Origin of the sequence: Achromobacter sp. B7, from assembly GCF_003600685.1 — a bacterium.
GTDB lineage: Bacteria > Pseudomonadota > Gammaproteobacteria > Burkholderiales > Burkholderiaceae_B > Achromobacter > Achromobacter spanius_B.
On the sequence record NZ_CP032084.1, the window covers coordinates 4009177 to 4025087 of the forward strand.

12 protein-coding genes are annotated in these 15911 nt (G+C 65.6%); 4 read left to right on the forward strand and 8 right to left on the reverse strand.

The window, feature by feature from the left end; genetic code table 11:
* Positions 1-2 precede the first annotated feature (2 nt).
* The 5 genes from DVB37_RS18055 to DVB37_RS18075 form a co-directional block, all read right to left on the reverse strand.
* Positions 3-980: an ABC transporter permease gene (locus tag DVB37_RS18055; RefSeq protein WP_104144273.1), complete on the reverse strand. Its 978-nt coding sequence runs from the start codon at positions 978-980 to the stop codon at positions 3-5.
* The gene (locus DVB37_RS18060) at positions 977-3211 is read right to left on the reverse strand and encodes an ABC transporter substrate-binding protein (protein WP_046804098.1); all 2235 of its coding nucleotides are present in this window, start codon (positions 3209-3211) and stop codon (positions 977-979) included. Before DVB37_RS18060 ends, DVB37_RS18055 begins: the two co-directional genes overlap by 4 nt.
* A gap of 104 nt (positions 3212-3315) precedes the next feature.
* Positions 3316-3966, reverse strand: coding sequence for a thermonuclease family protein (locus DVB37_RS18065; protein WP_120156363.1), 651 nt, complete (start codon positions 3964-3966; stop codon positions 3316-3318).
* Positions 3967-4136: 170 nt separating this feature from the next.
* On the reverse strand, positions 4137-5225 hold the full coding sequence (locus DVB37_RS18070) for a magnesium and cobalt transport protein CorA (RefSeq protein ID WP_120156364.1): 1089 nt from the start codon (positions 5223-5225) through the stop codon (positions 4137-4139).
* A gap of 64 nt (positions 5226-5289) precedes the next feature.
* On the reverse strand, positions 5290-7425 hold the full coding sequence (locus tag DVB37_RS18075) for an ATP-dependent helicase (protein WP_120156365.1): 2136 nt from the start codon (positions 7423-7425) through the stop codon (positions 5290-5292).
* A 91-nt stretch (positions 7426-7516) separates the two neighbouring features.
* Between DVB37_RS18075 and DVB37_RS18080 the strand changes: the two genes are divergently transcribed.
* Entirely contained in the window at positions 7517-8413 is an 897-nt protein-coding gene (locus DVB37_RS18080) for a DUF72 domain-containing protein (protein ID WP_120156366.1), read from the forward strand.
* 10 nt (positions 8414-8423) lie between these two features.
* Here the strand turns inward: DVB37_RS18080 and DVB37_RS18085 are convergent, their stop codons facing one another.
* Positions 8424-9917, reverse strand: coding sequence for a PLP-dependent aminotransferase family protein (locus tag DVB37_RS18085; protein ID WP_370512735.1), 1494 nt, complete (start codon positions 9915-9917; stop codon positions 8424-8426).
* A 96-nt stretch (positions 9918-10013) separates the two neighbouring features.
* On the opposite strand from DVB37_RS18085, the gene DVB37_RS18090 reads away from it, so the two are divergent.
* The 3 genes from DVB37_RS18090 (at position 10014) to DVB37_RS18100 (ending at position 13972) form a co-directional block, all read left to right on the forward strand.
* The gene (locus DVB37_RS18090; RefSeq protein WP_046804103.1) at positions 10014-11276 is read left to right on the forward strand and encodes a 4-aminobutyrate--2-oxoglutarate transaminase; all 1263 of its coding nucleotides are present in this window, start codon (positions 10014-10016) and stop codon (positions 11274-11276) included.
* Between the two features lie 171 nt (positions 11277-11447).
* Positions 11448-12917 (forward strand): NAD-dependent succinate-semialdehyde dehydrogenase, encoded by a 1470-nt coding sequence (locus DVB37_RS18095; RefSeq protein WP_046804104.1) that lies wholly within the window; start codon positions 11448-11450, stop codon positions 12915-12917.
* 197 nt (positions 12918-13114) lie between these two features.
* Positions 13115-13972 carry an inositol monophosphatase family protein gene (locus tag DVB37_RS18100; protein ID WP_120156367.1) on the forward strand — a complete coding sequence of 286 codons (858 nt, stop codon included), beginning with the start codon at positions 13115-13117 and terminating at the stop codon, positions 13970-13972.
* 142 nt (positions 13973-14114) lie between these two features.
* On the opposite strand, the gene DVB37_RS18105 is transcribed toward DVB37_RS18100, so the two are convergent.
* Positions 14115-14933, reverse strand: a complete 819-nt coding sequence (locus tag DVB37_RS18105; RefSeq protein WP_120156368.1) for an NAD-dependent protein deacetylase — start codon at positions 14931-14933, stop codon at positions 14115-14117.
* A 19-nt stretch (positions 14934-14952) separates the two neighbouring features.
* On the reverse strand, positions 14953-15900 hold the full coding sequence (gene epsC / locus DVB37_RS18110) for a serine O-acetyltransferase EpsC (protein WP_046804107.1): 948 nt from the start codon (positions 15898-15900) through the stop codon (positions 14953-14955).
* Between the last annotated feature and the right edge of the window lie 11 nt (positions 15901-15911).

Consider the following 15911-nt stretch of genomic DNA (forward strand, 5'->3'; position numbering starts at 1 on the left):
GGCTACTCGAATCGAACGCGGGGGTCAGCCAGCGTGTAGGAAATGTCGGCCAGGATCAGCCCCACGATATAGAGCGCGGCGCCCAGGAACACCATGGCGCGCACCACGGAAAAATCCTGCGCGTTGATGGCGTCGATGGTGTAGCTGCCCAGGCCCGGGATGCCGAAGAAAGACTCGGCGATCAGGCTGCCCATGAACAGCAGCGGCAAGGCGGCCACCGTGCTGGTCAGGATGGGCAGCATCGCGTTGCGCAGCACGTGGCGAAACAGCACGACGCGTTCGGCCAGGCCCTTGGCGCGCGCGGTGCGCACGTAGTCCTTGCCGATCTCTTCCAGGAACAGCGTGCGGTAGAAGCGCGCCTCGGGACCCAGCCGCGACACGATGGCGATCAGCACCGGCAGCGCCAGGAACTTGACCACGTCCAGCCCGCCCGAAAACCCCGAGAACGGCACCAGCCGCATCAGCTTGGCGAACACCCACTGCCCCGCGATGATGTAGAACAGGCTGGAAATGGACAGCAGCAGCACGCACACCACGACGCCCCAGAAGTCCAGCCGCGTGGCGCGAAAATACACCAGCGTCAACGAAAACACGATGCTGACGAACAACCCCAGGATGAAGGTGGGCACGGCCAGCGCCAGGCTGGGGCCCATGCGCGTCTGGATCTCGCGGCCGATGTCGCGCCCGCTGTCCGATGCGCCGAATTCCATGGCCAGCAGCGGCACCGAGCGCTGGTAGAAGATGGTGTCGGTCAGTTGCGCCGTGCCTTGCGCGCGTTCGTTGAAGAACAGCGGCTTGTCGTAGCCGCGTTCGACCTTCCATTTTTCCACCGCGTCCTGGCTGGCGCGCTGCCCGCCGATGGCCAGGCGCGCCATGTCGTCGGGCGTGTTCACGGCAAAGAACAGGATGAAGGTGAACAGGTTGACGCCGATCAGGATCAGCACGCCATACAGCAGCCGGCGAATCACATAGCCGATCATGATTGATGCTCCTTGCGGACCGCCGGGCCGAAGGCGGTCTGGCGTTCGCGGCGCTTGAGCGCCACGTACGAAGGCCAGATCGCCAGCGCCAACAGCAGCACGAACAGGCCGATCGGCCACCATCTTGGAACGTTCCATTCATCGATCTTCTGCTGGCGCAGCGCGGGATCGATCTTCATGTATTGCAGCGTGTTGCGCACCATCTGCGTGGGCTTGGCGTTGCCGACCCACTGCTGATAGGCGCCGCCCGACATCGGGAAATAGCCGAACATCCACGGCGCATCCCGCTGCACCACCGCCACCATCTTGGCGATCAGCTGTTCTTTCTGGGGGCCGTCGTCCAGGAACTTCATCTGTTCGAACAGCTTGTCGAATTCCGGGCTTTGGTAGTTGGCTGCGTTCTCGCCGCCCCCCCGCGCCTTGGCGTTGGGGCCGTACAGCAGGAACAGGAAGTTTTCGGCGTCGGGGTAATCCGCGTTCCAGCCCCACAGGAAGATCTGCGCGGCGCCGCGCGTCATCTTGTCCTGGAAGCGGTTGTAGTCGGTGGAACGCACGTCCAGCTGCACGCCGATCTTGGCCATCTGCCGGCGCATCCAGTCAAAGCGCGGGTTCGACCCGCCGCCCTGCATGGCGTCGTAATACAGCACCAGCGGCGCGCCGGTCTTGGCGTTGCGGCCGTCGGGGTAACCGGCCTCGGCCAAGAGCCGCTTGGCCACGTCGACGGACTTGCGCACGGGCTTGCCGTCAACCAGGTCGTAGACCACCGGGTTCACGCCCTCAGGCGGATCGCGGTAACCCAGCACGCCGGGAGGCACCGGGCCTTGGGCAACGGACGCCTGATCGTTTTCGAACACGGTGACGAATTCTTCCCAGTCGAACACGATGCTGATGGCTTGGCGCAGCTTGCGGTTCTTTTCCGCCTGCTCGGGCGTGTCGCCCTTGCCCACCACTGGGTCCAGCCAGTTAAAGCCCATGTACCAGTTGGCGGTTTCCACCGTGGTGGGCAGGCGAATGCCGTGTTCGCGGTACTGCTTGGCCTTGTCCTGGCTGTCGCCCGCCGCCACCAGCATGGCCACGCCGTATTCGCCGCGTTCGATTTGCGGCACGTCGTAATAGCCCTGCATGAATTTGCCGATCAGCGGGATGGCTTCTTTTTCCAGGCTGAACACGGCGCGGTCGATAAAGGGCGTGGGCTTGCCGCAGTCGGCCAGCATGCCGGCTTCCTTGTCGCCGGGTGCGCCCTCGCAGGGGTAGGCTTCGCCGTGGAAGTTGGGGTTGCGCACCAGCACGTGGCGACGGTTCTGCAACGATTCCGCCATCATGTACGGGCCGGTGCCGACCGGCCAGGTGTTCAACGACAGGTCATGCGCGGCCATGCCCGGCTGGCTGTAGAAGCGGTCGGCCTCCCAGGGGATGGGCGCCGTGAACGTCATGGCCAGCCAATATTTGAACTGCGGGTACTTGCCTTTGACGCGAATGCGCAGCGTGTGCGGGTCCAGCGCCTGGATGCCGGTAAAGCCGTCGGCATCGCGCAGGTCCAGCCACGAGGCGGCGCCGCCGCCGGGCAGATCGCGGCGCAGGTCCCGGTCGCGTTTGCGCAGCCGGTCGCCGTATTCCTGCATGCCGACCACGTGGTCCGCCATCACCGAATAGATGGGCGACACCACGCGCGGGCTGGCCAGACGGCGAAACGCGTAGACGTAGTCGTCCGCCGTGAGTTCGCGCGTGCCGGTGCGCGGAAAGTCGGGGATGTAGTACTTGTCTTTAAGGTCGTCTTCGGAAATCGGGAAGTAGTCGTAGCTGCCGTCGGTCTTGCGGGCGAACGCGGGGTGCGGCTGGTAGCGCACGCCCGGGCGTATCTTGATGTCGTAGATGCTTTCGGCGATTTGTTCGCCCGGCGCATCGGCGGGCAAGGGCTTGCCCTGGGCGTCCAGATACTGCGGCGGATCAATGGACTGCGCGGCGCGTGGCACCAGCTCGTACGGCCGCTTCAGGTAGTGATACCCGTACAACGGCTCGTAGATGTTGTAGGTATAAGGGGTTTCGTCGCCGGAATAAGAGCTTGCCGGGTCCAGGTATTTGGGCGAACGCTGGACAAACGCGGAATAAAGCGTGTTCTGGCTTTCGGCGCCGGACGGATACGGGCTGTTGATGGGGCTTTCTTGAGAGCAGCCCGCCAGCGCCAGCAACATCAGCATGGCTGTCGCCCTGAGCCGCTTCATTGCAAGCATGGAAACCTTCCCTTCAAAACGTTGCGACAGAGGATAGCAAAGGCGGGACGCAGCCAGTACCCAGGCATGCCCTAGCGGGTGCACGGGGCGGCGACCGCCCCTCATCACCCGCACTGGCGCTGGCGCCAGCAGTCATAGCGCCATTTCCAGGGCTGCATGGCGCCCTCTTTGGCCCATAGGCCGCGCTTGGCGTCCTGGGCTTGGCGTTGCAAGCTCGTCATGGCCTTGTCGCGCAGGTAATCGCCGCGCCTGGCGGTGTAGGCCCAGGCGTAGCCGGACTGCACCTGCAAACGGTTGGCCGAGCGGCCGTCATCCAGAATCAGCGCGCAGACGTCGCGGCCGTACTGATCTTGTTCGTAGCATTGGGCGGTCAGGGTCTTGCCGGCGACCAGATCCGCAAGATTCTTGCGGGACGCTTCGGCAAAGGGTTGGCCGGGCTGGTCGGCGCCGTGGCCTTCTTCAGGCGCATCGATGCTGTCCATGCGGATGCGGCGCTGGCCATCGCGCGCGCGCAGCGTGACGGTGTCGCCATCGGCCACGTTGACGATCGCGCCGGTCAGCGTGTAGCTGCCGGGCGGAATGCCGTCGGCCGCAGGCGAGCGCCCATCGGCCGAGGGCGGACGTGACGGGCGGGGCGAATCGCCCTGCCCCGACGGCTGTAGCCAATTGACGATGGCGCCCGCCGCCGCAAGAATCACGGCAACGATCAGGGCGGTCAGCTTGCCGCCGCCGCGAAATGGGGGTTTGCCACGCACCGGCCGGCCTCCAGGTAAGAAACGCGGCAAGTGTGCCACAGGCGGCCCGGTTTTTCGTTAATCGACCGTGCGGAAAATGTCCCGGTCGCTTGCCTTGCTGGACGTCTCGCCGCCCCTGCCGCCCGGGCTGGCGTGTCGGCCTGCGTTGCCCGCTGTTCCCCGCCCGCCTTTCATAGCCAGCCGGACTTGCGGAACCGCCAGTACAACACCGAACAGATCGACGCGATGACGCCCAGCGTGATGGGATAGCCCAGGGGCGACTTCAGTTCCGGCATGAATTCGAAGTTCATGCCATAGATGCCGGCAATCGCGGTGGGCACGGCCAGGATGGCGGCCCAGGACGCCAGCTTGCGCGTCGTGTCGTTCTGCGCCGCCTGGCCGATCATGAGGCTGGCTTCGAAGGCGAACGCCAGCGATTCGCGCAACGCGTTGAACAGCTCGTCCACGCGCAGCACGCGGTCGGCGACCTCGCCGAAGTACGGGCGAGCATGCTCGTCCACGGCCGACATCTCGACGCGCGCCAGCCGACGGCATATTTCCGCCATCGGCGACACCACGGTATGAATGCGCAGCAAGTCGCGGCGCTGGCGGTACAGCCTGCGGATATCGGAATCCTTGGCGCCACGGATCAGCAATTTCTGTTCGGCGCCTTCGACCACGCTTTCGATCTTGCCCGCCGCCGCCACGTAGCGGTCGACCAGCCAGTCCAGCACTTCGGAGGCCACGTAGTCGCTGCCGCGCTTGAGCAGGTCGGGCGACGCTTCCAGGCGTTCGCGCAGCGGGCTGTGCGCCGCCGTGGCGCCGCGCCGCACGGTGACCAGAAAGCCGTCGCCGATCAAGAGCTGGGTTTCGCCGAAGACAGGCCGTTCGGCCTCGACCTCGACGGTGATGGTCACGATAAGAACCATGTTGCCGTAATCGATGATCTTGGGCCGCCGGTGCGGTTCAAGCATCTCTTCCTGGTTCTTGCCACAAGCGCCCAATTCACCGGTGACACGGGCCAGCAATTCGGGTGTGGGGTTGCGCAGGCCGATCCACAGCATGCCGGGCGGTTGGCCGGGGCTTAATCCGCCTGATTGCCCGCCTGATTTGCCGTCTGATGGGCCGCCTAGTTGGTCGCTGTTCTGGCTGCTATACCGGCCGATGTGCTGGCCGACTTCATCGATGGGCACTTCGCGGTCGCGGCGGCCGTTCACATAGGCGATGGACGCCACCACCTCGCCCTTGTGGACGTCGGCGAAATTCTCTTCAGCAGACATGGATACCCTTTGGCAATGCGAGCCCTGCGGCACAACTTATGGCATCGGCTGATGATAGCGCAGGCTATGAGAACAGGTTGCGCACCCGCCGGGTCACGTCGATGGCCGGGGCCTGCGCCTCTTTGGACGGCGCGCCGGCAGGCAGGTCGCCCAGCGCGGGCGGCCGAGGCAGGTGTTCAAACAGCGGCAGCATGGCGTTGGTGATGTAGCGCGTGCGCGAACCGTACACGTGGCGGTCGCCCATGCCCGTCTGCTGGTGCACGTAAAAGCGCTGCGGCACGATCAGTTGCAGCCGTTCCTTGGCGCGCGTCATGGCCACATACAGCAGGCGCCGCTCTTCTTCGATCTCTTCGGCGGTGCCGGTGCTCATGTCGGACGGGATGCAGCCATCGACCACGTTCAGCACATAGACAGCCTTCCATTCCTGGCCCTTGGCCGAGTGGATGGTGGACAGGATCATGTAGTCCTCGTCGCGCGACGGCGCGCCGGATTCGTCACTGGTGGCGTCGGGCGGATCCAGGGTCAGCTCGGTCAAAAAGCGTTCGCGCGACGGGTAGCCCGCCGCCAGCCGCACCAGCTGGTCCAGGTCGGTCTTGCGCACCCGCGCGTCGTCGTACAGGCGTTCAAGCTGGCCGGCGTACCAGCGCAGCGCCAGGTCCACGTCGGCGGGCCAACGCAGGCCCGGGTCGCACAGCGCCGCATAGGTGTCGGCGAACGCGCCCCATTCCTGTTGGGCCGCCGCGCCGGGTTTGAACTCGCGCAGCGCGCGCAGCGGTTCGGGGCTGGCCGCCATGGCGTCCATCAGCTTGCCGGCGGTGGCCGGGCCGATGCCGGGCATCAACTGCGCGACGCGAAAACCCGCCATGCGTCCGCGCGGGTTCTCGGCCCAGCGCAACAGCGACAGCAGATCCTTGACGTGCGCGGCTTCCAGAAAGCGCAGGCCGCCGAATTTGACGAAAGGAATGTTGCGCCGGGTCAGTTCCAGTTCCAACGCGGCGCTATGGCTGGCCGTGCGGAACAGCGCCGCTTGCGACTTGAGCGTGGCGCCGCCCTCGCGCTGCGCCAGCACCTGGTCGGCGACCCAACGCGCCTGCCCGGCCTCGTCGCTGACGGTGACCAGTTCGGGCAGTTGCGACGAGACGCGATCGGTCCAGAGGTCTTTGGCGTAGCGTTCGGTGGCCAGGCCGATCACCGCGTTCGATGCGTTCAGGATGGGCTGGGTCGACCGGTAGTTGCGGTCCAGCGTGATGACGCGGGCAGGTTTGGGAAACTGCGAGGGAAAATCCAGGATGTTGCGCACGGTGGCGGCGCGGAACGAATAGATGGATTGCGCGTCATCGCCCACCACTGTCAGCCCGCGCCCGTCGGGCTTCATGGCCAGCAGAATAGCGGATTGCAGGCGGTTCGTGTCCTGGTATTCGTCGACCAGCACGTGGTCGAAGCGCGCGCCGACATCGGCGGCGATGCCCGGGTCGGTCATCATCTCGGACCAATACAGCAGCAGGTCGTCGTAGTCGAGCACCTGCTGGTCCTGCTTGGCGGCCACATAGCCGCGAAACAGCGTCTTCAATTCCTCTTCCCACTGTGCGCACCAGGGGAATGACGTTTTCAGCACGTCGGCCACCGGCGTCTGGCTATTGACCACGCGCGAATAAATCGCCAGGCAGGTGCCCTTCAAGGGAAAACGCGATTTGGTGGATGACAAGCCTTGTTCATGCCGCACCATGCCCATCAGGTCTTCGGCGTCGCCGCGATCGTGGATGGTGAAGGCTTCAGACAGGCCGATGCGCAGTGCGCAGTCGCGCAGCAGCCGCGCGCCGATGGCGTGGAAGGTGCCTGCCCAAGGCAACGACGGCGCCTGCTGCGACCCGCGCAGGTTCATCACGCGTTGCAGCACCGAGCCCACGCGCCGGTCCATTTCCTGTGCCGCGCGGCGCGAGAACGTCAGCAGCAGCATGCGCTGGGGGTCGGCGCCGTTCAGGATCAGGTGGGCCACGCGGTGCGCCAGCGTGTTGGTCTTGCCCGATCCCGCCCCCGCAATCACGAGCAGGGGGCCGTCATCGAACGCCGCGTCTTCGGCCGAACTTGAGCCCGAACTTGAGCCCGGCCGCACGCCGAATACGGCGGCTTCGCGCTGGGCAGGGTTCAGATCGGCAAGGGGATCGGGGCGGGTGTTGGCAGTGGGATCGTGGTCGGGCATGGCGGCAAGTAGGCCAAATGACTGGCTATTTATCCAGCTATCATAGCAGCGTCGTCGCCCTGCCCCGCGCCCCATCCGCCACCCTTTTGCCATGCGTATCCTGACCGGCACCGCCTCCTGGACCGACCCCACCCTGCTCGCCTGCGGGCGGTTTTACCCGCCCGACGTGCGCGGTGCCGAAGCGCGGCTGCGCTTTTACGCGTCGCGCTTTTCGATGGCGGAAATCGATTCCAGCTACTACGCGCTGCCCTCGGCCAACAACGCCTATCTGTGGGCGCAGCGCACGCCGGACGACTTCGTCTTCAACATCAAGGCGTTCCGCTTGTTCACCGGCCACCAGACGCCGCTGGCCGCCCTGCCCGGGGACATCGCACGCGAACTGGAAGATTGGCCGGACCCGATCATCTACCAACGCCAGATGCCCGAAGACCTGCGCGATGAAATGTGGCGCCGCTATCAGCTGGCGCTGGAACCGCTGCGGATGCCGGGCAAGCTGGGCGCGGTGCATTTTCAATTTCCCCCGTGGATCCGGCGCGACGCGCGAGGACGCGCGCATGTGGCCGACTGCGCCGCGCGCATGCAAGAGCATTTGATTTCGGTGGAATTTCGCCATCGCAGCTGGTTCGACAGCCCGGGCGCCATCGCCGACACGCTGGCTTTCGAACGCGATCTGGGCGTGGTGCACACGGTGGTGGACGCACCGCAGGGCTTTGAAAATACCGTGCCCGCCATCTGGGAAAGCACGCATCCCGATCTGACGCTGCTGCGGCTGCACGGCCGCAATGCCGACGCATGGAACGCCTCGGGCAGCGCGTCGTCGGGCCGCTTTCAATATGAATATACCGAGCAGGAGCTTGCCGAACTGGTTGAACGCTTCACGCGGCTGGCCACGCAAAGCAGCCAGGCGCATGCCGTTTTCAACACCAACTTCGAAGACCAGGGCATGCGCAACGCGGCGGCATTCGGCGCGGCGCTGCCGCTTTTCTAGGCGGACCCGGTCAAGCCGCCGCGGGCTTGCGGGCGACGTCGGCCAGGCTTTCCAGCAGCACCTCGAACTTGCGCGCAATATCGTTTTCCGGCACGCAGGCATAGCCCAGCAGCAGGCCGGGCCGCCGCCCTTCGGCATTGACGTAATAGCGCGACAGCGCGCGGGTCAGCACGCCCTTGCTGCGCGCCACATCCACCACGCGCAGGTCGTCCATGTCCAGCGGCAAGGTCAGCACCAGATGCAACCCTGCCATGCTGGCGTCACGGTGCAGCCAGTCCGGGCCCAGCCGGCGTTCAATCAGGTTGACCAGCATCGCGCGCCGTCGCCCGTACAGCATGCGCATGCGACGGATGTGCGCGGCGTAATGGCCTTCGGAAATGAACGTGGCCAGCGCCGCGTGCGTCATCAGATGGCCCTCGCGATACAGCTCAGCGTGCGCGGCCTGGAACGCGGCGGTCAGCGGCTTGGGCAAGACCAGATAGCCCACGCGCAGGCCCGGGTACAGCGTCTTGCTGAACGTGCCCATATAGATGACGGGCGCATCGGGCTCCAAGCCCAGCAACGAGGCGATGGGGCGGCCCGAAAAGCGGAATTCGCTGTCGTAATCGTCTTCGATGATCCAGCTGCCGCTTTGCCGCGCCACGGCCAGCAGTTGCCGGCGGCGCGCCAGCGACATCACCGGCCCCAAGGGATATTGGTGCGATGGCGTGACGAAGATAAAGCGCGGCGGCGTGCCGCCGGGTTCGGGCAGGCGCATGCCCTCTTCGTCCACCGGCAGGTGCACGGTGTGCAGGCCGTTGGCTTGCAAGATGGTGCGCGCGCCCCAGTAGCCGGGGTCTTCGACCCAGGCGGTTTCGCCGGCTTCGCCCAGGATGCGCGTCGTCAGGTCGATGGCCTGGTGCGAGCCTTCGGTGATGATGATCTGGTCAGGGTCGCAGTCAATGGAACGCGTCAGCGCCAGATGCTGGGCCAGCGCTTCGCGCAGCGCCGGCAGGCCGCCGCCGTAGGCATAGGTCAACAAATCGGGCGACGGGTTGCGCCACAGATTGCTGACGATGCGGCCAAATTTCTTGTGGGGGAATTCGGTCAGGTCGGGCACGCCGGGCATGAACGCGCCCCACTGGTAGGGCGAGGCCGACACGCCTTCGACAATGGCCGCGCCGCGTGGTGACAGCGCGGGCCCCGGTTGCGCTTGCGCGGGCTGGCGCAGGCGTCGGCCGCTGGCCAGGTAAGAGTCGGGCACCGACGCGTTGACGAATGTGCCGTTGCCCTGCCGGCTGCGCGTATAGCCTTCGGCTAGCAACTGGCTGTAGACGTGGACCACGGTATTGCGGGCAATGCCCAGCTCTGTTGCCAGGTCGCGCGACGCAGGCAAACGCGAGTCGGCGGCGATGGCGCCATCCAGGATCGCTTCGCGTATGCCGCGATACAAGCGCTTGTTCATGGGCTCGCTAGATCCGTCCGCCAGACGCAGCAGCAGCAAGTCACCTACAATGGACCGCAATTGGTTCTACCTGTTTTATCAAAGTGGTTCCCACAAATGGGGCCATCGTAGCATTAAATAAGGCTTTTCCCGCCCACCCTGTTCATCGAGGCTGAGATGAAGAATCAAGACCTGAATACCCGCCGTTCTTTGGCCACGCCGCGCGGCGTTGGCGTCATGTGCGACTTCTACGCAGTGCGCGCCGAGAACGCCACGCTGTGGGACGCCAACGGCAAGGAATACATCGATTTCGCGGGCGGCATCGCGGTGCTCAACACCGGCCACCTGCACCCCAAGGTCAAGGCCGCCGTGGCCGCCCAGCTGGACAACTTCACGCACACGGCCTACCAGATCGTTCCGTACGAAAGCTACATCTCGCTGGCCGAACGCATCAACCGCCTGGCCCCCATCGACGGCCTGAAGAAAACCGCCTTCTTCACCACCGGCGTCGAAGCCGTTGAAAACGCCATCAAGATCGCGCGTTCGGCCACGGGCCGTTCGGGCGTCATCGCGTTCTCGGGTTCGTTCCATGGCCGCACCATGCTGGGCATGGCGCTGACCGGCAAGGTTGCGCCGTACAAGCTGTCGTTCGGCCCGATGCCCGGCGACATCTATCACGTGCCGTTCCCCAACGCCACGCAGTCGATCTCCGTTGCCGATTCGCTCAAGGCGCTGGACCTGCTGTTCAAGTGCGATATCGACCCCAAGCGCGTCGCCGCGATCATCATTGAACCGGTGCAAGGCGAAGGCGGCTTCAACATCACCCCGCCCGAACTGATGAGCGCGCTGCGCAAGCTCTGCGACGAGCACGGCATCCTGCTGATCGCCGACGAAGTGCAAACGGGCTTTGGCCGCACCGGCAAGCTCTACGCCATGGAACACCACTCGGTGCAAGCCGACCTGATCACCATGGCCAAGAGCCTGGGCGGCGGCTTCCCGATCTCGGGCGTGGTCGGCCGTGCCGACGTCATGGACGGCCCGGCAGCGGGCGGCCTGGGCGGCACCTACGCCGGCAACCCGCTGGCGGTGGCTGCGGCCCACGCCGTGCTGGACGTGATTGCCGAAGAAAAGCTGTGCGATCGCGCCAACGTGCTGGGCGAAAAGCTGCGCGCCCACCTGGAAGGCCTGCGCGCCAAGGTGCCGGCTATTGCCGACGTGCGTGGCCTGGGTTCGATGGTGGCGCTGGAACTGAACGACGCCAACGGCAAGCCGGACGCTGAAGCCGTCAAGCGCGTGCAGGCCCGCGCGCTGGAACAAGGGCTTATCCTGTTGAGCTGCGGCGTTTACGGCAACGTGCTGCGTTTCCTGTACCCGCTGACCATCCCCGACGCGCAGTTCGACCGCGCGCTGGCGATTTTGTCCGACGCACTGGCAGCGTAACGTTCACGGCCTGAACCCTGTTCTTGGGCCACAGGCACGGTGATTGCGGGCGTTGCGGATCTTTCCGCCGCGCCCGCTGCGCTTTACTGTTGCGCATTGCTGTTGCGCATTGCTGTTGCGCTTTTTTCGCTGCCTTGGCCCCGTTGAATCCCAATCAAGGAGACTTCAATAATGACCGCATTGACCCATCCCCTGTCGCGCCCCGATCTGCTGCGCGACGCCTGCTACATCGACGGCAAGTGGGTTGGCGCCGGCAACGGCGCATCGATCCCGGTTGACAACCCGTCCACCGGCAAGACCATCGTGTCCGTGCCCAAGCTGGGCCGCAAGGAAACCGAACAGGCCATCGCCAGCGCGCAGGCCGCCCTGCCCGCCTGGAGCGCCAAGACCGGCAAGGAACGCGCCGCGATCCTGCTGAAGTGGTCGCAGCTGATGATGCAGAACCAGCAGGACCTGGCTGCCATCATGACGTCCGAGCAAGGCAAGCCGGTGACCGAGGCCGCGGGCGAAATCGCCTACGCCGCATCGTTCCTGGAGTGGTTTGCCGAAGAAGCCAAGCGCATCGACGGCGACGTGCTGCAAAGCCCGAAGGCCGGCCAACGCCTGTTGGCGCTGAAGCAACCCATTGGCGTCACCGCCGCCATCACGCCGTGGAACTTCCCGGCCGCCATGATCACGCGCAAGGTCGGTCCGGCACTGGCCGCCGGCTGCACGATGGTGGTCAAGCCCGCCCAGCAGACGCCGCTGACGGCGCTGGCGCTGGCCGTGCTGGCCGAAGAAGCGGGCGTTCCGGCGGGCGTGTTCCACGTCATCACCGGCAGCTCGCGCGATATCGGCGCCGCGCTGTGCGAAAGCGATGTGGTGCGCAAGCTGAGCTTCACCGGTTCCACCGAAGTGGGCCGCACGCTGATGGAGCAATGCGCGCCCACCATCAAGAAGCTGTCGCTGGAACTGGGCGGCAACGCGCCGTTCATCGTGTTCGACGACGCCGACCTGGACCGCGCGGTTGACGGCATCCTGGCCTCGAAGTACCGCAACGCCGGCCAGACCTGCGTGTGCGCCAACCGCATCTACGTGCAAGCCGGCGTGTACGAGGAAATCGCCACGCGCCTGGTCGCCAAGGTCAACGCCATGAAGGTCGGCGACGGCTTTGAAGACGGCGTGACGCAAGGCCCGCTGATCGACACGAACGCCATCGAAAAGGTGCAAGAGCACATCGCCGACGCCACCTCGCACGGCGCCAAGGTCATTGCCGGCGGCAAGCCGCATGCGCTGGGCGGCACGTTCTTCGAACCGACCGTGGTGCGCGACGTGACGCAATCGATGCGCTTTGCCACCGAAGAAACCTTCGGCCCGGTGGCCCCGCTGTTCCGCTTTGAAACCGAAGAAGAAGTCATCGGCATGGCCAATGACACCATCTTCGGCTTGGCCGCGTACTTCTTCACGCGCGACTACGCCCGCATCTGGCGCGTGTCCGAAGCGCTGGAATACGGCATCGTCGGCATCAACACCGGCCTGATCTCCAACGAAGTCGGCCCGTTCGGCGGCGTCAAGCAGTCGGGTCTGGGACGCGAAGGTTCCAAGTACGGCATCGAGGAATACCTCGAAATCAAGTACCTGTGCGTGGACCTGGGCGCCTGAGGCCCCGACCGGTGCGCGGCGCTCGCCGCGCACCGGGGATAAGCGGCTATCCCCGCCGCTTATCCCCAACAACTGTGGACAACCCGGCAGATAAGTCCTGCACAGCCCGGAAAAGTCCTTTCAATCCAGTCACTTGCGAAACGCGATCAAATGCCGCCCAGGCATGATAGATTTGCGCGTTCCCTGAATGGATCCGTATGAGCAGAACCTTTACCCTTGACGACACCCGCAAGCTTGCCGCCGTGCTGGCCGAAACGGCCCTGGTGGAAGTCATGCCGCGCTTTCGCAACCTGCCCGAAGGCGCCGTGCGGGGCAAGAGTTCACCGCGCGACCTGGTCACGGATGCGGACGAGGCCGCCGAACGCATGATCGGCGCGCGCCTGTCCAAGCTGTACCCAGGCGCCGTGCTCATCGGCGAAGAGGCGTCCGCGCGCAACCCTTCGCTGCTGAACATGCTGGTCGACGCCGACCTGGCCTTTTTGATCGACCCCATCGACGGCACCCGCAACTACGTGGCGGGCCTGCCCCTGTTCGGCATGATGATCGCCGCCTGCCATCGCGGCGACGTGATCGCCGGCGTGATCTACGACCCGGTCAACCGCGACAGCGCGCTGGCCGTGCGGGGTGAAGGGGCGTGGATGGAATACGAAAATGGGCGCCGGGCGCCGTTGACCGTCGCCGGCCCCGCGCCGCTGGAAGACATGGACGGCCTGATCTCGACCGACGCCCTGCCCGAGCCGCTGCGCACTACCGTGAACAGCCACCTGTCGCGCCTGGGCAGTACCGCGTCGCTGCGCTGCGCTGCCCACGAATACCGCATGTTGGCGGCCGGCCATTGCCACGTTGCGCTGTACAACCAGCTGACGGCCTGGGACCACGCCGCGGGCTGGCTGCTGCACCGCGAGGCGGGCGGCTACGCCGCGCGCTTTGACGGATCGCCCTACAAGCCCACGCACCGCACCGGCGGCCTGCTGTATGCCCCGGATGCCGGCAGCTGGCACGCCGCCCGCCGCGCGTTGCTAGGCGAAGCGGTGGACATCGCGGACGCGGGATGATCGCAAAACCAGGGGTATTCCCTAGGAATTATCCACAGTTCCTGTGGACAACCCTATGGAAAGGTCTGTAACGGCGTCAAAAAACGCTTACAGGACAAGCACTTGCTTAAACCGGTCAAAAACCGGCCGCCGAAAACCCGTGTTACAAGGCTTCCAGCGCGACCGCGCAAGGTTGTTCCACCTTCAGGGTCAAGAGGCTGTCGGCACGCGTGCGGCCCAGGTTGATGGCGGCGATCGGCATGCCGTTGCGTGACGCGGCAGTCACGAAGCGGTAGCCCGAATACACCATCAAGGACGACCCCACGACCAGCACCGCATCGGCGCTCATCAGGCCGGCGTTGGCGCGGTCGACCCGGTCGCGCGGCACCGTTTCGCCAAAGAACACCACGTCGGGCTTGACGATGCCGCCGCAGCGCGGGCACGGCGGCACGGTGAATTGCGAAAAGTCTTCGCCTTCCAGGTCCGCGTCGCCGTCCGGCGCGTCGGTGGCATCCAGCGACGTCCAGGCGGGGTTGCCGTTTTGCAGGCGGTCTTGCCAGTCGGCACGCCCACCGCGCCAGTCGCAATTCATGCAGCGCACTTCGTCCAGGCGGCCGTGCAGGTCCACCACGTCGCGGCTGCCGGCCGCTTCGTGCAGGCCGTCCACATTCTGCGTGACCAGCACCGTGATCAAGCCGCGCGCTTGCAGCCGCGCCAGGGCACGATGCGACTCGTTCGGCTGAACATGGCCAAAGCGACGCCAGCCCACCATGCTGCGCGCCCAGTAGCGGGCGCGCGCCAGGTCGTCGCCCATGAACGTTTGCAGCGTCATGGGCGGCTTGCGCTTCCATTCGCCTTCGGTATCGCGGTAGTCGGGGATGCCGGAATCGGTGCTGACGCCCGCCCCCGTCAGCACGAACAGCCGCGGGTGGCGGTCGACAAAGCCGCGCAACGCGGCCAGATCCGAGACTTGGGTGTCCATCCTGATTCCTACGCTGCGTTCAGCCGCCCAGCCCACAATCGGGCATGTCGCTGACCAGGCTGGCCTGCGTGACGTTGCTGCCCGGCGGCACGCTGCGCGTCAGCCAGACGTTGCCGCCGATGGTCGAGCCCTTGCCGATGGTGACGCGGCCCAGAATGGTTGCGCCCGCGTAGATGACGACGTCGTCCTCGATCAGCGGATGCCGCGGCAGGCCCTTTTTAAGCTCGCCGTTTTCGCCGGGCGGAAAGCGCTTGGCGCCCAGCGTCACCATCTGATAGAGCCGCACGCGGTCGCCGATGATGGCCGTTTCGCCGATGACCACCCCCGTGCCGTGATCGATGAAAAAGCTGCGGCCGATGGTGGCGCCCGGGTGGATGTCGATGCCGGTATCCGCGTGCGCGATTTCCGCCACGATGCGGGCCAGCATCGGCACGTTCAGCCGGTACAGCACGTTGGCCAGGCGGTGGTGGATCATTGCCGCCACGCCGGGATAGCACAGCAGCACTTCGTCCACGCTGTGCGCGGCCGGGTCGCCCTGGTAGGCGGCAGTCACGTCCAGGTCCAGCGCGGCGCGCACGCGCGGCAGCTCGGCGCCGAACTGGCGCACGATTTCGATGGCGCGCCGCTGCGTCTCGGCCGGGTCGACGTGTTCGTGCCGGCCGACGTATTGCAGCTCAAGACAGACCTGATGCAGCAGCGCGTCCAGCGCGGCGCCAATGGTGTGGCCCACGTAGAAGTCTTCGACTTCTTCACGCAGATCGATCGGGCCAAGCCGCATGGGGAACAAGGCGCCGCAGAGGTCCTTGATGATCTGGCGCAGGCTTTCCTGCGACGGGAATTCGCGCAGGCCGGAATCTTCGCGCAGGCGGCCGCGCGGGCCGCGCCAGGCGACGCGCGCTTCGCGCAAGCCGGACACGATGCTGTCCAGATTCCAGTGGGCGGGGGGAATGTAGGTGGGCCCGTTCATCGCGACTGCCC